Raw genomic sequence first — 21,377 nt, forward strand, 5'->3', positions numbered from 1 at the left:
CATATTCACAGGGTTCATTACGAAACTTCAAACGAAATTATTAATGAAGAAAAAAAACTTTCCTTCCGGGAATGCTTTCGGAAACAGCTTGTCTAAACCAGAGCGGCGTCGCTGGATTATCATTACCATCATTTTTATCGCGGTGGTTTGTAACTATATTGACCGGCAGATCGTATCTGTGCTAAAACCCCTGATTAAGGATGAATTCAGTTTAGATGATTCAGGATATGCTGTTATAATAAATATTTTTACTGTTTGCTATGCGCTTTCATATCCGTTTGCAGGATGGCTTGTAGATCGGATCGGGACCAGGCTGACGATGTTTTGGGGTATCATCGTGTGGTCGCTTGCCTGTATCGGTGGTGGTATTTCGCGAACAGTAGGACAATTCGGGTTTTTTAGAGGCATGCTGGGCGTATCTGAACCTACCATATTTCCCGCCATGCTCAAAACGGTAACAGTTTGGTTCCCGGGTAAATTGAGGGGTACCGCAAATGGCATTTGCCAGGCGGGCGGTTCCATCGGGGCCATTGTTGCGCCGCCTTTGGTAGCATGGCTGGCGATCAGTTATTCCTGGCATATGGCTTTTGTGGTAATGGGTATCGTCGGGGCTATTATTGCCGTTCTTTGGAAACTGCTCTATAAAGACCCTCCCAAAGAAATATTGGAGGAGGCCTTACAAAGTACTGTAGCAAAAGATGCAGTATCTTTTTCCTGGAAAGAACTATGGAGAAGAAAAAGTCTATGGGGCGTTATATTGATCCGGTTTATCAGCGATCCGGTTTGGTATTTTTGTTTGTTTTGGCTCCCGGGCTATTTACAGGAAAAATCCGGCCTGTCGCTGGCACAGGTAGGCATGTTTGGATGGATCCCTTTTTTAATTGCTGATCTTGGCGCCGTTGGTACGTCCATCTGGTCCGACAAAATAGTACGTAAAGGTTCGGCTCCCCTTCTGGCGAGAAAGAAAATGCTTACCAGAATCACTTTCCTCTCCCTGCTTTGTGCTCTTACGCCCTTTCTGAACAGCGCAGCCCTGACCATTGCTATTTTTAGCATGGTGGCCCTGGTATGTGTAAGCTGGCTCTTTACAGCCGGTGTTGTTATTGCCGAATCATTTCCGGTACATAATGTTGCCAGTGTGCAGGGGATCGTGGGTGGTTTTGGCGCATTAGGGGCTGTATTGTTCAATTTCTTTGTCGGGAAAGTAATGGATGCCCCCGGCGCTGAAAAAATATTTTTTGTGATGGCGGTGCTGCATCCGATAGCCCTGTTGATACTCTGGAAAATTGTGAAGCCTGAGAAACCGGCCGCGGCTTAATAACCTGAAGCTCCGTTTGAGATGCCCAAATGGTGTATAGGTTGTCCAGGTTATTATAAGCGCATCACAAACGATATCTTAAGGCGGCTGGATGAACTTACGCGATGCCGGATCATGCATAGGATACTGACCGGTTTTTTGGACCTTGCGGTCAACGCTTGTTTTGTGAATTTAATTGTCTTATGTTCCGGGGACCCGGAAGCACGGATCCGTTAAAATAATGCAGATGAGAAAAAAGAAAGTAATTTGTTTTGGCGAAGTGCTTTGGGATCATTTGGTAACAGGCCGGCAAATAGGTGGTGCGCCGCTCAATGTATGTTATCATCTCTCTAAGACCGGCATAGATAGCCGCATTATAAGCCAGGTTGGCGCGGACAAAAACGGATTCGCGCTGCTCGAAAAGATCAACGATCTCGGAATCGATGCCCGCTATTGTAAATTGTCCGCTCAGCATCCGACTTCAACGGTTGAAGTTCTGTTGTCCGGCGACAAAAAGATAGTTTATGATATTGTTGATCGCGTGGCCTGGGATTTTATAGAAACAGATCATACCGTTATTGAAGATCTAAAAACCGCAGCCGCTTTTATTTACGGAAGCCTGGCAGCCCGTAATGCTGTATCCCGCAATACCCTGCAGACCTATCTCGGGCAGACGCCGTGGCCGGTTTTTGATATTAACCTGCGGGAGCCATTTTATGATCCCGGCCTGATTACACAATTATTAAGCTATAGCAAAACGCTCAAATTGAATGATGAAGAAGTTTGCATTTTGAGTGCCTGGTTTGCTTCAGGAGATGATGAACGGCAAGTGATCAACTACCTGTTCCAAAACTTTTGCAGACTTGAAGAAGTGATTGTAACAAAAGGCGCCGAAGGTGTTTCTTATTATGCCAGTCAATTTGAATTGCATTTAGCGGCAATGCCTGTTAATGTGGTTGACACGGTAGGAAGCGGAGATTCATTTTTGGTAGCCTTTATTGCCCGTAAACTGCTCGGGGCCTCAATTGATACATGTTTAAAAGAGGCGATTGTTCTGAGCGCGTTTGTTGCGACAAAGAACGGAGGGACGCCACCCTATCAGCAAGACGATCTTGATGGCATCAGATCTGCACAAAACAGTTCTTCATCAAATCTTGCTTAGCCCGGCGGGAGGCGATTATTGATAAGGCAGGAAAGCTAAATGCTGTTCAAATAGTAGATTTCGAGGCAGGACCTGTTTTTTTGAATTCATTTGATGGTATTCATAATGTTAAGATATTTAGCCGATATTTGCTAAATAAATTGGTAGATCGCCTGCCGGCTTTCCGGAAAACGGAATGATGATGCAGGGATCCCCAAAGACGATACAATAAGTAAAGAGCTATGCAGGATGGATTATGCAATAGTGGACATTGAAACCTCGGGTGGCAATGCGGCAGGCGGCGGCAGCATTACGGAAATAGCGATACGCGTTTTCGACGGGCAGACGGTTATTGACCGTTTTGAAACTTTAGTGAAGCCTCATCACCAGATACCGCCTTATATTGCACTGCTTACCGGTATTGATGATGCTATGGTACAGGACAGCCCTGGTTTTAACGACATTGCAAAGGATGTCTTTTCAATGCTCGAAGGCAGGGTATTTGTGGCACACAATGTTAATTTTGATTACTGCTTTGTGAAGCAGCACCTGGAAAGTGCGGGGTACCGTTTTAAGACGAACCAATTATGCACGGTACAACTTTCAAGGGCCATCAGGCCGGGACTGCCGTCTTATAATTTGAGCAACGTATGTAGCGCGCTGGGTATTGAGCTGACCAACCGGCACCGGGCCGGCGGTGATGTGGATGCCACCGTGGTATTATTTCAAAAGTTATTGCAATGGGACAGGGAAGGTATTGTGGCAATGCTGTTGGAAGGAGCTGCAGGAGCACAGCGAGGGATACCAGATGCCTTACAGGAAGATTTTGATCAATTGCCGAATGGCCCCGGCGTTTATTATTTTTATAATGAAGCGCGCCAGGTAATCTATGTGGGCAAAGCCAGGGATATAAAGAAGCGTGTGGCACAGCACTTTAAACAGCGCAATGCCAGCCTGAAGCGCCAAAATTTTATAAAAGAGATCTCTTCTATCAGCTGTGAACCCTGTGGCACTGAACTGATGGCATTCATACTGGAAGCCCTGGAAATAAAATGGATTTATCCAAAGCATAACCAGGCGCTGAAAAAGTATGAGCCCAAATTTGGCCTGTTTGTGCAGGAAGATCCGGATGGTTATGTCCGAATGAAGATTTCCGGGCTTGGGAAAGATGATCAGCCCGTTCAGGTATTTACAACGCGCCAGGGTGGTATGAATAAACTCCGGGAACTGACCCGGCGTTTTGGTTTATGCGCTGATCTATGCCGTTTAAGGCGTTGTGAATGCTGTGACTACATTGACAAGAAAAATAATTTGCTTTGTTCTGCTAATCAGCCACCGGCAAGGTATAATGAAAAAGTAGCACGCGCGCTTTCTTTTTTAAAAGAAGATACCGGTACATTTTATATTATTGATAAGGGACGGAACCGGGAAGAAAAGAGCTGTATCTGGGTGGAAAACGGAGCTTTTTATGGAATGGGATATATAGATAACAGTGCGGACATTTATTCACTGGAGGATATTAAAGATCACCTTACCCGGTACACGAATACGCACTATATCATGCAGCTGATTATTTCCTTTATATGCAAATATCCCCATAAAGTGGTTCCGGTTAACAGTAACGCATTTGCCTGATGGCTTTCTGGGGGAAGTTGTTAAAACAACGCAAGCTGTCCCATCGGCATTGGTGTAGCCGGGTACAAGGTCTTGGCTCCGGAAACGCTGTACACCGGGGTCTCTTCGTGCCGCGAGGCGACCACGATATGGGTTGTGGTTGCTTGCTGATGAAACAGGTCACGGACCAGGTCCGGGTTGTTGTTGTCGGCAGAAAGATGAGAGAGGAACAGGTGGCTCATGTGAGCTGGTCTGCAGGAAAGAAAAAGATCAAGCGCCTGTTTGTTGGATAAATGCCCCCGGCCGTCGCGGATCCTTTTTTTAAGATAGTAAGGATACCGGCCATTCTCCAGCAGTACTTCATCATAGTTCGCTTCCAGGAAAGCCGCATGACATCTTTTGAAATGGGTGCTGACGTTCTCGCAAACTTTCCCGATATCCGTAAAAATGCCGACACAGGTGTGCTCATCTTCCACGGTAAAGCTATGCGGGTCTGCGGCATCGTGATGTTTCAGGAAAGCATTGACCACGAGGGTGCCGATATGAACGGGCATTCCTGCAGTTAGTGGGTGTACCAGACCCGGATCCAGTTTAAGCCCTGCATGATGCAGCGTGCCTGAAGAGATGTGCACAGGGAGCTGATGTTTACGGGACAGGACTTCGAGGCCTTTGATGTGGTCGCTATGTTCGTGCGATATGAATATCGCTTTCACCTTCTTCATCGCCAGCCCCAGCCGGTACATTCTTTTCTCTGTTTCCCGGCAGGATAGGCCGGCATCGATCAGTACGGCCTCCTCATCGTTACCGATATAATAACAGTTGCCGTTGCTGCCAGAGTTAAGCGCCGTAAGATAGAGACTGGTCATGCTGCAAAATACTCATTTTTAGCCAAACGGATTCAGCGGCGGGCTCCATTGTATTGTGTTGCCGGTTCCGGCGGGATGCTAAAAACATCTCCTGCGACGGGTATTAAAAATAATTGGGATGTGTCAGCGGCATTCACAGGGTGGTTTGATCTGTTTGTAAACCGGTTGAACAAGGCGGTTGACCTGCAATACTCTTATAAGGGGGCTCAGATATCCGGGTTACGGATGGCCCGGTTATAAAGCCAAAGCGATGGAACAGATCCCGCAATAGCGAGAATAAAACTGCGTATGTCAAAGCCGTCGGGCACTCTCCAGCCGATCATGTTTCCGATCCAGCCGCCGATAAGCGCCCCTGCAATGCCGATAAGAATGGTTACGATCCCTCCTCCGGGATCTTTATGCGGATATAGTGCCTTGGCAACTATTCCCGCGATCAGTCCAAAAATGGCCCGGGATAACAGATCCATAATATTATTCTATTAGATGGTATAAAGGATGCGTGTTGTTTTTGAACGACCCGCCCGGACTGATCCTGTAAACCCGGGCCTATGGTGCTCCGTTTATGATACCCGTATGGCTCCCGGATCACTGCAGCGGCGGTGCCGCTTCGGCAGGGAACAACATACGGGCCAGGCTGTCTGCATGATCGCGGTGTATGGTGATGACCGGCAGTATTCCCGCGGCATAATCTTTAAGCGCCTGATCGCTTCCGGTTTGTATCTCACGCTGCTGAACCATGATCGCTTTATCGTGCCCTTGCAGCATGGCATAGATAAAAGCAGAATCAAATGCCTGTCCGTTTAAATTTTCCAGCATGGATAGCAGGTCCTTATGCTCCTGGTCGGTTTCGGACGGAAGATCGTAGCCGGCATTTTTTGCGATCGTCATCAGATCGGCCTGGGCCCTTTGATGATCGTTTACCAGCATTTCCCCAAAGGATTTAACATCGGTATTGCTGCTGCGTTGTATGGCCAGGTTGCCGGCGTTGATCTCGCCAAGATTGATGTAAGCCGTTTTTGATACATAGCTGGTATCGGGCTGGTCCGGGAGGTTGGGGCGGGCATTTTTGCTCCCGGTATAAAAGCCGCTCAGGAGTGCTATTGCCAGTCCACCCATGATCCATTTTGTTTTCATGGCTGTTGTTTTTATTTTAAATAGAGTCGATCCTGCAAACGGATATTGCAACGGATCTGTCAATAAGAAAACAATTTCTATGCCCGACCGGTGTGCCCTGCAAAAAGGAGGAGGTTGGGTAAAATTGTCGACAATCGGTAGCGAATTTTCATCAGGACCCCGATGGCAGGGATCGTTTTCTATGCCGGTGACAGGGCATGTTTTTTTGATTTTGCCGGAAATAGAGTGCCTGCTTGCCGCTAAGAAACTGTTTCATAATGAACGGTATCAAAATGATCTTTATAAATTAATGCCCGGGGTTTGCATCCAAAACCGTTCAGCTTATTAGAGCGATGATTTTTTTAAAAACCGTTCACGCAGGAAGACGCGTTCCGGTGCTTCTGATTCTTCATACTTCGTCATTCCTGGATGGTTCCCACGTTCAAATGGTTTGGGCCATTCGCCTGCCGGCAGCGAACCGGTACACCTGAAATAGTATTGCCGCTTCCCGGGCGGTCCTTTTATTATTTATTTACGCATTTCCATCCCTTTGGTAGGCTTTTTTTCAGCCGTTCCTTTTATAACCGCATTTCCAAAAAGCAAACGGGCAGGCAGGGCACGGGGTGCCGGATCGGGGCGGATTCAATGGTTTGAAAACGACGGGAATTTTTAATAAATAAACTGCAATTTTCGGCACGATTTTAATGGATAATCGTGTAATGATGGTGATGGACTTCAAAAGCACCTTTCAGACCCGATAATTTGTATGTTACACGTGAAGTTTTTCTTTACTGTAATGACAGAAGCATCCAGTTATAATCGTACCCTGCATCAGCGTTCCCTATTGGCATGCGGGCTTCTTAAAGCGTATTTCGGAGTAGTTATACAAACTCCGTCAGGGCATTCTTTGCCTGGGCATCGCTATTGAGAAAGTATGGATACGCATCGGGATTAAACACAAGAGAGATAGCATTATACTGCTCAACAGGATCCGGCAGATCCTTTTGTGGTGTGACCATAATGCAAAATAGTAAGCAGCGAATGGTTGAAAAAAACACGTTATAAAGTAGGTTGCAATAGCAACAAAACGGCCTGTCTTTTCTAAGACGGGCCCTTATTTTTAGATGGAAGAGCTGCGCATGACCCGTTATAAAGTTACGCAAATCCTGTTCATCCCGTATGAAAGATCATCGCGGGAAGATCTGATGTGTTGAAAATGGTCGCCTCGGTTTTTGTAAGACCTGTAATAAGTTGTTAATATTGGTCAGCAGAAAATCGTTAGGTGCCTGGTTGATAAGCGGCAGTGCCGCAGCGGGAATATGCAAAAACAGGTTTTGATGTCATTGCTATCAGATAATATCAATGCTATACCGTTCTTTTTACAATTCAGGTGCGTTTGTCCTGTGCGCCTGCCCGTTTGGTGCGCAGGCGTCAGATATTTTATCTATCTTGCCCTGCCAATGGATTCTTGTCGGGCAAACAGCAGGTATGGATCAACGGTGAAACCCGATGCGCCTGCGGGCCCTAAGAATGGGAGCTGAAGACGGGATCCCTGGTTACCCTTAATCATACTGTAAATGAAGATTGTTATAGCGCCGAATGCATTTAAGAACAGCCTCCCCGCGGCGGGGGTTGCGGCAGCATTAGAGGAAGGCATCCGGCTCAGCGGTTATGCCGGCGAGCTGAATTGCTGCCCGGTTGGGGATGGGGGAGATGGTACGGGCAGTCTGCTGGCGCAATACCTGGGAGCAGCGATCCTGCCTGCAGCGGTTGCAGATCCGTTGGGCAGAACAATAGACGCCTCTTTCGGATGGGTAAGGGAAACGGCAACAGCCGTTATTGAGCTGGCAGATGCTTCCGGTCTGCGCCTGTTGCTTCCCGAAGAGTACAACCCCCTTGTGGCTGATACCACCGGATGCGGGCAGCTGATGAAAGCGGCCCTGGACCAGGGTGCCGGTGAATTGCTGCTTTGTATTGGCGGCAGCGCCACGGTGGATGGCGGCACGGGGATATTAAAAGAACTGGGACTTCGGTTTTATGATGCGCAGGGGGGAACGCTGCAACAGTTTCCGAAAGACCTGGTAAAGCTGCATGCGATAGACGCATCGGCGCTGGACCCACGGCTGCGCAATACCAGGATCACCATCCTCTGCGATGTAAAAAATCATTTGTGCGGAGCAAAGGGCGCGGCCGCTGTTTTTGGGCCGCAGAAAGGCGCCGGCGTTGATGATGTCATGCTGCTGGAGGCGGCGCTGCAGCAGTTGCGGCAGGTCGTGATGCAATACGGCGGGAAGGATATGGATGCATTGGAATCCGGCGGGGCTGCCGGTGGCGTAGCGGCCGGTGTCGCAGCTTTTTGCAATGTGGAAATTGTAAATGGGATCGATTATTTTCTGAAGAAAATAGATTTTGAACAAAAACTGGAGGGGGCAGACCGGGTTGTGACCGGCGAAGGGTCCATCGACCATCAGACCCTGGAAGGAAAAGCGCCTTTTGGCGTGGCGATGATGGCAAAACAAAAAACTATTCCGGTGATCGGTGTTGCCGGAAGAGTACCGGAAACAACAGATCCGGAACTGCAGGCCTGCTTTCAATGGCTTTTTTCGATCAATGACCAACCCTTGCCCATTGAGGAGGCGATCCGGCAAACGCACCCCAATCTTGTAAAGGCGGGAATAAAGATCGGCAGGGAAGTACAAAAACAAACAGCGGCCGTTGCGTCATCTGTTTAACCCGTTACGTTATGGTACCGCTCTTTTTTTTAAAGTGCGCGCCACTCCCGCATCCTGTTTGTCTTTCCTTCAGTGAATGGCATTTAAATAGGAGCTTAAGTGGCTGATCATTTTTTTACGGAACGTATCCGGGGTCCCTTTTTTTAAGGTATTCAGCAGATCCCGGTGCGTGATCCCTTCGTTTTTTGGAGGAACAGCAGGTCCCAGATGGTATTCCCTGTATACATGATTGAAAAGGGGGATCAACATTTTTTGGAATTGCAGCAGGGTGTCGTTTCCAGAGATCTTATATAAGGTCGAGTGAAAGTCCACTTCGTATTTTACGAACTCGGCCATGTTGGCGGAGTGTTCTTCTTTATTGACAATAGCCTCCAGTTCTTTAATGCTCTCGGGCGTTTTTCGTTTGAACAAAATTTCACTGATCCCGATCTCCAGGATCAGCCGGAGCTCAAAAATATCTTTGAGTGTTTTTTCCGTCAGCAATTTGGGCGTCATGATCTTTTCCATATTCACAAAAAGACTGGGGCTGACGATGATCATGCCTCTGTTCTTTCTGCTTTCGATAATGCCCAGCGTTCTGAACCGGGACAGTGCTTCCCGGATGGCTGTACGGCTGACACCCAGTGATTTTGCGAGTTCGGTTTCCTTTGGCAGGGAATCTCCGGGCTGTAAGTTGGACTTTTCAAGGTAATCCTGCAACGTTTTCTCAATCTTGTCTACCTGGGTCAGGGTTTCTATTGGTTTTAAAAAGATTTCTTCCATATATAATGAATGGTTATGTAGTCAAACCTGGTAAAGGTATAATATTCTGGATTAAAAATTCGACATCTGTATATGAAAAGTATGACATATTTAAGATTCGGATAGGGGATCTTCCTGTTTAAGTCTTCTGATCAATAGTTTATATGCCCCGCTTCGCACCCGGATATCGGGATAAAATTATTTAAAGGTTTTTAACAGGCCGCCCGGTAGAGCTCAAAAATCATATGGCCGGGTTTTACCGGCAGACAGCCCGGGCCAGTCATGTAAAGGCGTTATGCCGGTAATATGAATCAAAGGAAAGCATAAAGCAGCTGTCTCCTGAAGCTGCTTTATAGCGTATTGTCGTTCCGAGCTCCGGCCCGGACGGGTCTTTCAGCATCTAGGGGCGGATAACCATCTTTAGATGCCGGAACAATCCCGGGCTTTGCATAGCCATCCGGTTAAAAAACAGGGCTACCCCCGTATAATGTACACCTTGCACAGGTCCGTAGTGCAGAGCGGCCGGGAAGACAAAGCTGGACAATTTCAGTGTCCGTTAACGCGGTACGCATCATGGGGAGCGAAAAATTATTTTTTCAAAAATGAATTTGTATTGAATATAATTGTACATTTGAAATATGTAAGACTTATTAATTTAATAACTATTCATACTTTATTTTTTATGAGAAAGACGATCTGCTTGTTTCTATTTTCTCTGTTGCTGGCGCAAAGCGATGCGCAAACATTTGCCAATGTAAAGGTCCGCTACCCGTATCAGCTGCTTTTCTCAACCGCGCGCGATAAAGTCAACCAGTTTTGCATCCCTTCCCTGGTCACTACCTCTAAGGGAACATTGATCGCAGTGGTTGATGCCCGCATCGATAAGCCGGGTGATGCCCCCAACAATATCGACCTGATGATGCGCCGGAGTGTGGACAATGGAAAGACCTGGTCGGAGATCAAAACAATTGTGGATTTTCCCGGAAAGAATGCCGCCGCCGATGCCAGCATGGTGGTGGACCGGTACACCGGGCTGATCTGGCTGGCCTATGATCGTTGTGAGGCGAACCCCCAGGGCCAGATGGGCCGCATCATTACCACGGAGCTCATCTATAGTAAGGACGACGGTCTTACCTGGTCCAAACCCCTGAAGCTGGATCACCTGATTAAGAATAAAAAATTCTGGCTGCAGAATGCACCCGGCAGGGGGCTTTATACTACTACAGGGATCATTGTATTTCCCATGTATGCCATTGAAGGGGAGTTTAACTATCCGGTGCGGAAACAAACGGTCCTGGTGTATTCCACCAATCACGGAAATTCCTGGTCATTGAGCAACCCGGTTGGAGATAATAACGTAGAGGCCCAGATAGCGAATCTCATGGGGGGGAAAATTTTGTGCAATATGAGAAGGCCGGACGGGGAAGGGTATCGGCAGGTATCCACCACTTCGGACCTGGGCCAGACCTGGACCCCTGTTTATACGGATTCTGTACTGATCGATCCGGGTTGTATGGGCAGCCTGCTGGACTGGCATACCAATGAAAGAGCATTGATCCTTTTTTCAAATCCCGCCGATACGCTGATGCGCCGCAACCTTGTATTACGGGCCAGTAAGAATGAAGGAAAGACCTGGTATAAGACTATTTCCATTCACCCCGGGTGGGCGGCTTATTCCTGTATGACGCAACTCGCCAATGGAAATATCGGGATGCTCTATGAGGCCGATCACCGGAGGGCCCTGCTCTATATTGAAATTCCCTATAAAGACCTGCTTTGATCTTGAAGCCGGTACGCGATAAATGATTGCCATATGAAAAGAAAAATGATCCTGTTGCTGGTCATGAAGCTACATGCCTTCCTCATCTGGGCACAACCGCCGGATCCCTTAAAGTGGTGGAACCCGGAAGAAAATACGTACCCCGTGATCGAGGGGAGGAGATGGCCCAATCATGAAATGAAATCCTTTTATAGCAGGTTACCGGCCCGTGCTGAAAAGCTGGTCAGAACACCGGTATGGGGCCTGTCGCGGAATGCGGCCGGACTGATCATCCGGTTTAAAACGAATGCAAAACAACTCACGGTCCGGTACGCGGTAACAAGCCGTTTGAATATGCCCCATTTTTCTTCAACGGGCGCAAGCGGCCTCGACCTGTATTCCTTAAATGCAGAAGGCCGGTGGAACTGGTCACCGGGCGGGTTTTCCTTTGGCGATACCATTACCTACCGGTACGATCTTAGCGGTAACGAGGGCGATCCCCAACGTGTTTTTGTACTCTATTTGCCCACCTACAATACCGTTAAATGGCTCCGGATCGGCGTGCCCCGGGAGGCGTCCTTTACACCGCTGGAAGCCCGGAAAGAGCGGCCGGTTATTGTTTACGGAACCTCTGTTACACAGGGCGCCTGCGCCTCAAGACCTGGTATGGCCTGGCCTTCGATTGTGGGTCGCCGGCTGAACTGGCCGTTCATCAACCTTGGCTTTTCGGGTAACGGTACTTTGGATAAAGAGATGATCGATCTGATCAATGAAGTAGATGCCAAAGCGGTGATCCTCGATTGCGTGGCCAATTTGCTGATAAAAAAATATCCGCTGGCAGAAGTGAAAAAAAGGATCATGGAATCGGTAAAAAGCATCCGGTCCAAACACCCGTTGACCCCGGTGCTTTTGGCGGCTTTCCCCGGCATTCATCCGGACCGGCTGGATAAAAAATGGGGGGCAGAAGTGGCGGAAATAAACCAGACCCTGAACGAAGCCTATGCGCTCCTTAAAAAACAGGGCGTCAAAAATCTATACCTGCTCACGGCCGGTGAAATGCATATGGGTTTTGAGGATACCGTAGATTATGCGCATGCAACAGACCTGGGGTTGCTGCATTATGCGCAGGCATTTGAAAAGGCGCTGCGTTCGATATTTAACAAACCAGCCGGTTACCTGGCTGCCGACTGATAAAAATTTACAGCATGTTTTCTTCCGGTAAAGGATTGGCACTTCTATCGATTTTGAAGGTACATGCAATAACGGATTATAAAAATAAAAACAAATACTCATGAAATCTCAGAAACTGGAAGGTGTCATTATTGCAATGCCTACCCCCTTATTGGAAAATGAGGACATTGACATTCAATCCTTACACGGGTTGATTGATTATTGCGTAGACGAAGGGGCGAACGGCATCATGCTGGCGGGAACAATGGGAGAGGGACCGGCCATGATCGATTCTCAAAAATACCTGCTGATTGAAGCAGCTATGGAGCATACCAAAGGAAGGGTGCCCATTTTGGCAACGGTTCCCTGCGCGTCTACCCGCAGGTGTCTCAAAGATGTGGAGGTGGCCAATCAGGCGAAGGTCGACTATATTGTCTGCACGTCTCCCTTTTATTACAAATATCCGGATCCCCAGAGTTTGATTGATCACCTTACCCGGATTGCCGAAAATACGGATGTGCCCATGATATTTTATAACGCTTCGGGATTTACCAATAATCCCGTAGATGTAGACACGATGGAAACGATCTTAAATATGGAAAAGGTGCGGGGCGTTAAGGATTCCAGTGCTAATTTCACCAATTTTGTAGAGCTGCTGCGGCGTTATCCGGATCGCTCAGACCGGCCCGGATGCATCATGCAGGGAGACGAGTCCGTATTTGATATCAGTTTGCTTATGGGAGCGGATGGTGTGGTATCCGGCGGAGGAATTACGTCGATCAAACTCCTGCTGGAATTATACAGTGCCGGCTCCGCTGGCGATAAAGGCCGGGCCATTGAATGCCAGCGGTTATTTTACCGGCATCTTTCAGAACTGTTAATGCCGAACCCGCAACGTAACTGGATGTTCAATATCAAGAAAAAATTATCCAGTATGGGCGTGATTCCGAATGCTTTTGCCACAGCGCCTTTTATGATGAACTCCTGACGGAAAAGCTGCTCAGGAATGAGCAGCATAATTTAGAAGTTAAAAACTAAAAAGAACCCAGTCAAATAGCTAATGGTAAGTAAATGTCATAAACTGCTTCCGGTACTGATGGTACTTGCTCCTCATTTTACCGTTCAGCAAAGTGCGGTGTTAACGGATACATTTCTATTTCAAAGGGCAAAATATATAAAACCATATGTGATGGAGGAAAAGCCAACTACCGCCGAAGTACAAAAAGCGGCATCCGGCGAAGGCGGGGCAGATGCATACAACAAGTCCACTGACCAGGACCGGCAACCCGGGACGATGCCTGCTGCCGGCTTTACGGTTACTGAGGGCATCGAACTTCCCCCGCAATTGAAGCGTGGGGGGCATATCGGCGGAACCATCGGCGGGAAGGCCGTTGTAGTGGGCGGAACAGATTGGAATGATACAAAAACAGTTAAACACTGGTTGCAGAATGCAGCGGTGTTCGATCGTGATAAATGGGTACCGGGGCCTTCATTACCCGGTCCGCTGGCCTATGCCATGTATGGATCCGATCCTACCGGGATCTATGTTGCAGGCGGCACGCCCGATGGAACGGTTTCGTCCCGCTCGGTGTACCGGTTGCATTCCTTGGCCCCGGGTGCAGGCTGGGAATTGCTTCCTCCCCTGCCCGAAGCGTTAAGCTATGGTTCGGGAGCCATGTTAAATGGAAAATTCTATGTTGCCTGCGGTACCAATGGCCGGGAGAAGAGCAATCATATGTGGGTTTTGGATACCCGGAGCACTGGTACGCCGGCGTGGAAAAAATGCCCGCCGGTACCCGGACCGGCAAGGACCCTTTCTTTGCTCGTTGCTGATGGAAAGTACCTGTATTTACTGGGCGGGCTGCGTCATGAAGAACCGCTTACGGTCCTGAAAGATGCCTACCGGTATGATACCGGGAATGGTACCTGGGAGCAACTGCGGGACCTTCCGTTGGAAGGGTACGCATGGGCAGGGCAGCCTGTAGATGCAGGTCATCTCCTTATTACAGGAAGGGCATACGGAAAAATTGATACAGGCATCTGGTTACTTCGTTTAAAGGATATGTCGATGGAAAAGATCGGGGAAGCCGTGGGGCCGGCCACTACCGCTCCACTGATTAAAATAAATAATAAACAATGGTGGCTGGTTGGCGGTGAGCCGGATGCCAATAAGAACAGGACCGGGAAGGTCACCATTATTACCTGTAAGTAGCAGAAGGCTGATGAACCGGGCCGTTATATTAAAAATAGTTGATGATACGGAACTTTAAAATATATCTATGGCTGTTGGTTTTGACGGGTGTGGGGCTGAACGGCAGCGCAGAGGATTTAAAGCCCGGGGAATATCTGCCCGGTGCGGTTTTGAAAGCTGCCGGGGGCTGCCCCGTACCCTCTCAGGAACAGATCCGCGCATTTTGGAAAAGAACGCTTACCGGGCTTTCCAGGGTGCCTGTAGCAGCACAGGTGAAAAAACTAAAGGACTCATTGCCCTATCAGGTATTTGCCATCACAGTACAAAGTCTGGACAGGATCCGTATCGCAGGGTATTTATCGGTTCCACGGCAGCAATCTGCAAAGCATGCCGGCTTTCCGGTGATCGTAAGTGCATCGGGTTACAGCGGCGATCAGGGCGTTCAGCTAAAAGAGTGTCTGAGAGGATATGCAATTTTGCAGGTATATCCCCGGGGGCAGGGCCCCTCTGAAAAATACTGGAAACCGGATGGTGATAAACTGTCCACGCATCTCAATACACCCGACGAAGCTTATTACCGGGGAGGGTATGCTGATGTGATCCGGATGATCGATTATGTGGTTTCCAGGCCGGATATTGACAGCAGCCATATTGCTATGGTCAGTTCCAGTCAGGGTGGAGGTATTGCCCTGGCCGTGGCCGCGCTGGACCATCGCATCAAAGCGGTGGTGGCCCATGTCCCTTTTCTTTGTAATTTTCGCATGGCCGCTGCTATGCCGTCGCTGGTAAAGGCACTGCTGGACCGGTCGCACAACAATAACGAACGGAGTTTGGCAACCCTGGATTATTTTGACCCCTTGCAGCTGGCAGACCGGATACAGATCCCGGTATTGATGAGCGCGGGTGGTGAGGACAAAACCTGCCCGATGGCTACCATTCAATCGGTATATGACCGGATCAGGAGCCGGAAGGAATTAAAGATCTATCCTGGTTTGAAGCATGAGCCCAGCCGGGATTTTTACGAGCGCTGGTGGCCCTGGTTAAAAAGTAATTTTGTATAACATTCATCAGGGATCCATCCCTGTTCAAGAAGCAGGTAGTCGTGAAAGTAAATAAAAATAGGCCGGTCGATTCCTTTCATTCCAACGGGATGGGCCGTCAACAAATGACCCAACCATTATTTCAAATCGTATCAATTTTTGATGCTGCGACGCTCAGCTGCAGCAATAAATACAATGAAGCAGCATATGGACGATAGGATAGAGATCTGCTCGGATGCGCCAGGTCTCCACGTGGTGATCCTTGCAGGTGTGCATGGCGATGAATATGAACCCATGCTTGCCGCTTCGGAGCTGGCACAGCGTCTGCCGGAACTGCTGGTTGCTGGAAAAGTGACGGTAGTGCCTGTTGTGAATCAAAGCGCCTACGGCCTGGCCGGCAGGTGCGGTGCCGATCAGCTGGACCTGGCCAGGATCTGCCCGGGTAAACCGGACGGATCGATTTCTGAAAAGGCAGCTTTTCGCATCAGCTCGCTGGTCAGGACAGCAGACTATCTGGTAGATATGCATACCGGAGGAATGGTACATGATATCTGCCCCATGGCGGGATATTTGTTACACCCGGATGCCGGCATTCTGGAAAAGCAAAAGCGAATGGCCCTGATGTTCAGCATGCCTGTTATCTGGGGTACGGATCCACTACCCAACGGAAGGACGCTTTCCGTGGCGCGGGACGCAAATATCCCGGCGGTATACCTGGAATATGGCGGCGGCAGCGGGCTCAGAAAAGAAGTAATTACAAAATACCTGGAGGGAGTGCTGAATTTATTGCGGGATCTGAAAATGATTGCAGGTGCGGCGGTTGTTCCACCCGTTGAAAAGATCTTTTGGGTGGAAGACTTTAACAATGACAGCGGATCATTTCAGTCGAAAATGCCGTCGCCTGCCGGTGGAATATTCGTAACGGCACAGCAGCCGGGTGCAATGGTGAAAAAGGGCGCGCTCTTTGGAAAAGTAGCCGGTCCGGAAACCGGCGGTGTGGTGGAAGTAGCAGCCCCCTTTGACGGGATCGTACTGGCCGTGCGGGTAGCAGTAAGGGTGCAGCCGGGAGATGCGTTAGGGGCGATACTACCCGTAACGGAACCGGGCATGCGTACTATTCAGAAAGGTATGGAACATGCGGGCGATCCTTTAACAACGTAATCAATAATTATGAAAGACCGGAAAGTAGCCATCATCACGGGGGCCGCGGGCGGAATCGGAGCAGCGACGGCAAAAAAATTTGCCGCGCATCATTTCAGGCTGGCGCTTGTGGATACGAATGAGCAGGCGCTGGATGAGCTGGCCCGGGATTTAGAAGAAACCGGGGAAACGGAGTATATGCGGTTCAGCGGGGATCTGGAGCAGGTGGAGCAGCTGGAAGAAATGATCTGCCAGGTTTTTGAGCATTGGGGCAGGATCGACGTTGTGATCAACAACGCCGCCTGGCGCTCGGTGGAAACGATGCGGCAGATCGACCTGTCTACCTGGGAAAAAACGGTACGGATCTGTCTTACAGCCCCGGCTTTCCTGGCCAAATGGGCAGCCGAAAAAATGGAGAACCGGAAGGAGGGCGGTGTGGTGATCAACCTGTCGAGCGTTATGGCTGGGCGGGCAGGGGGAACCAGTCCTGCGTATATTGCCTGCAAGGGCGCACTGGAGAGCCTGACGTATGAGCTGGCTGCCTTATATGGCCCCCGGGGCATCCGGGTAGTGGCTGTTTGTCCCGGCAATATCGAAACAAACCTCAGTAATGATTTTGTAGATGCGCAGGGGGGCAATATCAGCAGCGAGATCGTTCAGCAACTGAACCAGCAGGTGCCCTTGCAAAGAAGCGGAACACCCCGGGAGATCGCCGATGCCTGTTATTGGCTCTCAACGGATGAGGCTTCATTTATTACCGGCACCACCCTTGTTGTGGACGGTGGCTTTTCGCATAACTTTAATTCATATCAACTCAAAAAAAAGCAATTCCCCAAAGAGTTTTAAGATGCAGGGTATTTGGAAATATCATCAATGGCTTCCGAAGATGAAGGAAGAGAACCGGTTCACCCTGGGAGAAGGGAATACGCCGTTGATCCCCTCGCGGAGTATTGGCCGGATGCTGGGACTGGAGCAGTTGTATTTTAAGCTGGAAATGCTGAACCCTTCCGGTTCCTATAAAGACCGTTTTGCGGCCTGCGTAGTTTCGGATCTGCAGCAGCGGGGCGTGCCGTTTTGCATTGCCACTTCAAGCGGTAACACGGGTGCCGCCCTGGCGGCTTATTGTGCTGCGGCCGGTATTAAATGTTACATGGTGGTAACAGACGGCGCCCCTGCTGGTAAATTGCAGCAAATGCAGGTCTATGGAGCGGAAACCCTTATGGTCCGCGGATTTGGTTTGGATTCCGGGGTGTCTGCGCGCGTTATGGAAGGCTTAAGTGCCATTTGTGGCAAAGCAGGAACGGCAGTTCAGATAAGTGCCTACCAGTTCAGCCCGGCGGCCATGGAAGGGGTTCAGACCATCGCCTATGAAATAGCAGAGCAGCTGCCGGCTGCCGATGCGCAGGTGTTTTCTCCGGCGGGCGGCGGCGGGCTGACCCTCGCCGTGGGTAAAGGTTTTTCGAACTACGCAGCTGCTTTCCCGGATTTTAAGATGCCCCGGCTGCACTGTGTGCAACCGGTTGGCAATAATACCATTGCCGGTGCCTTGCGTAAGGGCGCGTCTGTGGCACAGGCTGTTTCCCGGAGCACCACAACCATCAGCGGTCTTCAGGTGCCGCATATCATTGATGGCGATGCAGTATTGCAGATCTGCAGGGCGTCGGGCGGCACCGGATACGAAGTGCCGGATGAGACGGTATTGGATTGCCAGGAAAAGCTGGCGAAAATGGAGGGGGTCTTTTGTGAGCCGGCAGGCGCCGTGGCGTTGGCCGGTGTGGTGCAAGCCCTGGAAAAAAAGGAGATCCGCGCCGGTGATCCGGTTGTGTGCCTGGTAACGGGTCATGGCTTCAAAGAACCGGTATCGGCTGCTGCAATTGCCGGAAGATCCTATGCGGCCAGCTTTGACCAGGTCGCTGATGTTTTTGGTTATATCCAATCCCGGATAAACGATTAAAAGATTAAATCACATGATAAAAAAGGTAGCGTTTAAAGGCATATGGCCCGCCATGTTTACACCGGTTGAAAAAAGCGGTGAGCCGGCCTACGATGAATTGGCCAAACTGGTGGAGCTGCTGATCAACCAGCAGGTGGATGGATTATACATCCTTGGGTCTACGGGTCAGGGGATCCTGTTTACGGAAGACCAGCGAAAAAAAATAGCAGCAATGGTTTGCAGATTGGCCGCGGGGCGGGTACCCGTGATGGTCCAGGTTGGGGCATTGACAACCGAAGTGTCGGTCCGTTTGGCAAAACATGCTGCGGAAGCCGGTGCCCGGGCTATTTCCTCGGTCGGCCCCATTTATTATTCGGGCAGTGCCGAATCCAGTTTAAAGCATTATCACCAGATTGCCCGTGCCACAAACCTTCCGTTTTTTCCTTACCAGCTGGGCAGTCATACCATTCCCGGTAATATTGAATCCTTTATTGACCAGCTCCTGGAAATACCGAATGTTCAGGGAATGAAGCTGACCACCACGCAACTGCTTGAGATCAGTGCCATACATAACTATGCTAAAGAAAGATTACTGTTGTTCAGCGGGTGTGATGAATTGTTTTGCCATGCCCGGCTTTGCGGTACCGTAGGCGCCATCGGTTCTTTTTATAATCTTTGGGCGGAGGATTGCAAACAGGTGATGGATGCTTTTACAGGAGGTAATTATCACCTGGCGCAAGCCTATATGCTGGCCCTTCAAAAGGCCGTGAACCAGGTGCTTCCCAATATCTGGACGTTTTTCAGAAAAGCCATGCTGCTTAAATATCAGATTGATATCGGCAATGCTAAAGCACCCCTGGGCAATACCAACGAAGATTGGCAGGACGAGCAGGTGATGGAAATTTTAGACCAGGTCGCTTCGGTTGCGGCAACGGCATCCCGGCCAGCTTAACGTGTTTAAAAAATAAAAAACGAATGAAAAAGAAAACAATCAACGGAGGCGGTGTCCCCAAAAGTTTTTTACCGTTTTCCCCGGCGATCCGGTCGGGAGACCATCTTTTTATTTCAGGGCAGGCCTCGGTAGATTCCGATGGAAATATAGTAAACGGAACCTTCGAAGAGGAATGCCGGCGGTCCTTTGAAAATTTCGGACGCATTCTGAAGGCTGCAGGCCTGGGTTTTGAGGATGTAGTGCAGGTTCGCAATTATGTAGGCCGCCAGGAAGACCTGGCAGCGTTTAACCAGATCTATAAAGAATATTTTCAGGAACCCTATCCGGCCCGGACCACCCTGATCGGCTGCCTGGGCAGTCTGCTGAAATTTGAAGTGGACGGCATCGCGGCGTTCTGATGAAAATGATCACCGCCTTCAAAGGCTCCTGTGTTCACTTACTTAAAACAAGCTGTATGAATAAAAACTGGTGTAGCTACATTAAAGGCAGCAGCATCGTACCGGTCATCTTACTACTGATGCTGCTTCCACCCTTATCTTCTGCGGGTCAAAAGCCTTTTTTTGAAAAGCAGATCCTCTCCGGGTATAACAATGCCGGATTGTATGCCAATGCATACCCGGTCATCGGACGGATGAACAACGGCCGGCTTCTGTGTGTGTTTGCGGTACTGCCCGACCATCAGGTCAAAAAATTAAGTATCGCTTTCTCGACATCCGACGACAACGGCATTCACTGGAGCAAGCCTGTTTTGTTATTCAATGATGCCCATACCAGCCACTCAGATCCCAATATGGTGATCGACGGCGACCGGGTACTGGTATTCTCTACAAGCGTCACCTTTCCCAAGCCGCCCAAAATTGACAGTACATTTATCATGATGCGGTCTACCACGGACGGACAGGATTGGACAAAAGAAGTGTTTATTAAAAAGCCGCACCGGTATATCTGTGGCAAGATCCACCAGGGACATCGTTTAAAGGATGGAAGCCTGATCATGGGATATTCATGGGATACCTGGGCAGAGCAGCGGATGCCGGCATCCACGGAGGGTGAAATGAACCTGAGATCAGGTGTTCTCCGGTCTGGAGACGGAGGTCGTACCTGGAAGCCGGGAGGGGATCTGTATGCAGCTGTAAAAAAGATCGCTCCGGGCGCCACTTCCGGATTGGGCGAGCCGGCCACGGTGGTGCTGAAAGATGGCCGGATCATGACATTGATGCGGGCCGGTGGCAGCAAATTGTACCAGGCCTGGAGCAGCGATGGAGGCCTTAGCTGGACGGCTCCCACACCTAGTACACTTACGGCCCATAACTCCCCGGCAGCGCTCTGGCGGCTCGATCAGTCGGGTGATGTGCTGGCGGTTTGGTCCAATGTTCCCAATGGGCGTAATGCACTGGCGGCTGCCTTGTCTTCCGATGGCGGAAAGACCTGGAGCTCACCAAAGCCCATTGCAAGATCGGATCGTTTCCAGGTGTCGTATCCTTCCGCTGTTCAGGCCGGGGACGGCACCCTGATCGCCGTTTGGCAGCAGGATATCGGGGAAGGAAAGCGGGAGGTTTGTATAGCCCGGTTCAACCGTGCCTGGTTGCTCAGCCGGGAGCCGCATTAAAACCGGATCGGGAAAGAACCGACTGCTTTTGCAGGAAAAGGGATCATCTGGAATTTGTTTGAATCAATAAAAAGGGATC

At 49.6% G+C, this 21,377-nt stretch carries 20 protein-coding genes; 15 read left to right on the top strand and 5 right to left on the bottom strand.

Annotated elements, in window-relative coordinates:
• The first annotated feature begins 43 nt into the window (after positions 1-43).
• The 3 genes from B160_RS0100625 (at position 44) to B160_RS0100635 (ending at position 4,073) form a co-directional block, all read left to right on the top strand.
• Positions 44-1,318 (top strand): MFS transporter, encoded by a 1,275-nt coding sequence (locus tag B160_RS0100625; protein ID WP_018625897.1) that lies wholly within the window; start codon positions 44-46, stop codon positions 1,316-1,318.
• 226 nt (positions 1,319-1,544) lie between these two features.
• On the top strand, positions 1,545-2,459 hold the full coding sequence (locus tag B160_RS0100630; RefSeq protein WP_018625898.1) for a PfkB family carbohydrate kinase: 915 nt from the start codon (positions 1,545-1,547) through the stop codon (positions 2,457-2,459).
• A gap of 228 nt (positions 2,460-2,687) precedes the next feature.
• Positions 2,688-4,073: an exonuclease domain-containing protein gene (locus tag B160_RS0100635; RefSeq protein WP_018625899.1), complete on the top strand. Its 1,386-nt coding sequence runs from the start codon at positions 2,688-2,690 to the stop codon at positions 4,071-4,073.
• Between the two features lie 20 nt (positions 4,074-4,093).
• Here the strand turns inward: B160_RS0100635 and B160_RS0100640 are convergent, their stop codons facing one another.
• The 4 genes from B160_RS0100640 to B160_RS31465 form a co-directional block, all read right to left on the bottom strand.
• Positions 4,094-4,918 carry an MBL fold metallo-hydrolase gene (locus tag B160_RS0100640; RefSeq protein WP_018625900.1) on the bottom strand — a complete coding sequence of 275 codons (825 nt, stop codon included), beginning with the start codon at positions 4,916-4,918 and terminating at the stop codon, positions 4,094-4,096.
• 206 nt (positions 4,919-5,124) lie between these two features.
• Positions 5,125-5,385, bottom strand: coding sequence for a GlsB/YeaQ/YmgE family stress response membrane protein (locus B160_RS0100645; protein ID WP_018625901.1), 261 nt, complete (start codon positions 5,383-5,385; stop codon positions 5,125-5,127).
• Positions 5,386-5,503: 118 nt separating this feature from the next.
• Complete coding sequence (locus B160_RS0100650) at positions 5,504-6,052, bottom strand: DUF4142 domain-containing protein (protein ID WP_018625902.1); 549 nt, start codon at positions 6,050-6,052, stop codon at positions 5,504-5,506.
• Positions 6,053-6,912: 860 nt separating this feature from the next.
• Complete coding sequence (locus B160_RS31465; protein WP_018625905.1) at positions 6,913-7,050, bottom strand: hypothetical protein; 138 nt, start codon at positions 7,048-7,050, stop codon at positions 6,913-6,915.
• A 558-nt stretch (positions 7,051-7,608) separates the two neighbouring features.
• Here B160_RS31465 and B160_RS0100670 point away from each other — a divergent pair.
• A complete protein-coding gene (locus B160_RS0100670; protein WP_018625906.1) occupies positions 7,609-8,763 on the top strand; it encodes a glycerate kinase in 1,155 nt (384 codons plus the stop codon).
• A 69-nt stretch (positions 8,764-8,832) separates the two neighbouring features.
• On the opposite strand, the gene B160_RS0100675 is transcribed toward B160_RS0100670, so the two are convergent.
• A complete protein-coding gene (locus B160_RS0100675; protein ID WP_018625907.1) occupies positions 8,833-9,525 on the bottom strand; it encodes a FadR/GntR family transcriptional regulator in 693 nt (230 codons plus the stop codon).
• A 661-nt stretch (positions 9,526-10,186) separates the two neighbouring features.
• On the opposite strand from B160_RS0100675, the gene B160_RS0100685 reads away from it, so the two are divergent.
• The 11 genes from B160_RS0100685 to B160_RS0100740 all read left to right on the top strand — a co-directional run bounded on the left by B160_RS0100685 (position 10,187) and on the right by B160_RS0100740 (position 21,298).
• Positions 10,187-11,284: a sialidase family protein gene (locus B160_RS0100685; protein WP_169539972.1), complete on the top strand. Its 1,098-nt coding sequence runs from the start codon at positions 10,187-10,189 to the stop codon at positions 11,282-11,284.
• A 33-nt stretch (positions 11,285-11,317) separates the two neighbouring features.
• Positions 11,318-12,454 (top strand): SGNH/GDSL hydrolase family protein, encoded by a 1,137-nt coding sequence (locus tag B160_RS28075; protein ID WP_018625910.1) that lies wholly within the window; start codon positions 11,318-11,320, stop codon positions 12,452-12,454.
• A 100-nt stretch (positions 12,455-12,554) separates the two neighbouring features.
• Entirely contained in the window at positions 12,555-13,421 is an 867-nt protein-coding gene (locus B160_RS0100700; RefSeq protein WP_018625912.1) for a dihydrodipicolinate synthase family protein, read from the top strand.
• 201 nt (positions 13,422-13,622) lie between these two features.
• Positions 13,623-14,645: a Kelch repeat-containing protein gene (locus tag B160_RS0100705; RefSeq protein WP_169539973.1), complete on the top strand. Its 1,023-nt coding sequence runs from the start codon at positions 13,623-13,625 to the stop codon at positions 14,643-14,645.
• Between the two features lie 41 nt (positions 14,646-14,686).
• Positions 14,687-15,685, top strand: a complete 999-nt coding sequence (locus B160_RS30385) for an acetylxylan esterase (RefSeq protein ID WP_018625914.1) — start codon at positions 14,687-14,689, stop codon at positions 15,683-15,685.
• Positions 15,686-15,871: 186 nt separating this feature from the next.
• On the top strand, positions 15,872-16,825 hold the full coding sequence (locus tag B160_RS28085) for a succinylglutamate desuccinylase/aspartoacylase family protein (RefSeq protein WP_211218025.1): 954 nt from the start codon (positions 15,872-15,874) through the stop codon (positions 16,823-16,825).
• A gap of 9 nt (positions 16,826-16,834) precedes the next feature.
• A complete protein-coding gene (locus tag B160_RS0100720) occupies positions 16,835-17,650 on the top strand; it encodes an SDR family NAD(P)-dependent oxidoreductase (RefSeq protein WP_018625916.1) in 816 nt (271 codons plus the stop codon).
• Position 17,651: 1 nt separating this feature from the next.
• Positions 17,652-18,758 carry a pyridoxal-phosphate dependent enzyme gene (locus B160_RS28090; RefSeq protein ID WP_018625917.1) on the top strand — a complete coding sequence of 369 codons (1,107 nt, stop codon included), beginning with the start codon at positions 17,652-17,654 and terminating at the stop codon, positions 18,756-18,758.
• Between the two features lie 13 nt (positions 18,759-18,771).
• Positions 18,772-19,689 carry a dihydrodipicolinate synthase family protein gene (locus B160_RS0100730; protein ID WP_018625918.1) on the top strand — a complete coding sequence of 306 codons (918 nt, stop codon included), beginning with the start codon at positions 18,772-18,774 and terminating at the stop codon, positions 19,687-19,689.
• A 23-nt stretch (positions 19,690-19,712) separates the two neighbouring features.
• Entirely contained in the window at positions 19,713-20,087 is a 375-nt protein-coding gene (locus B160_RS0100735) for a RidA family protein (protein WP_018625919.1), read from the top strand.
• A 56-nt stretch (positions 20,088-20,143) separates the two neighbouring features.
• A complete protein-coding gene (locus B160_RS0100740; protein ID WP_169539974.1) occupies positions 20,144-21,298 on the top strand; it encodes a sialidase family protein in 1,155 nt (384 codons plus the stop codon).
• The last annotated feature ends 79 nt before the right edge of the window (positions 21,299-21,377 follow it).

It is taken from the genome of Niabella aurantiaca DSM 17617, assembly GCF_000374125.1.
Lineage (GTDB): Bacteria > Bacteroidota > Bacteroidia > Chitinophagales > Chitinophagaceae > Niabella > Niabella aurantiaca.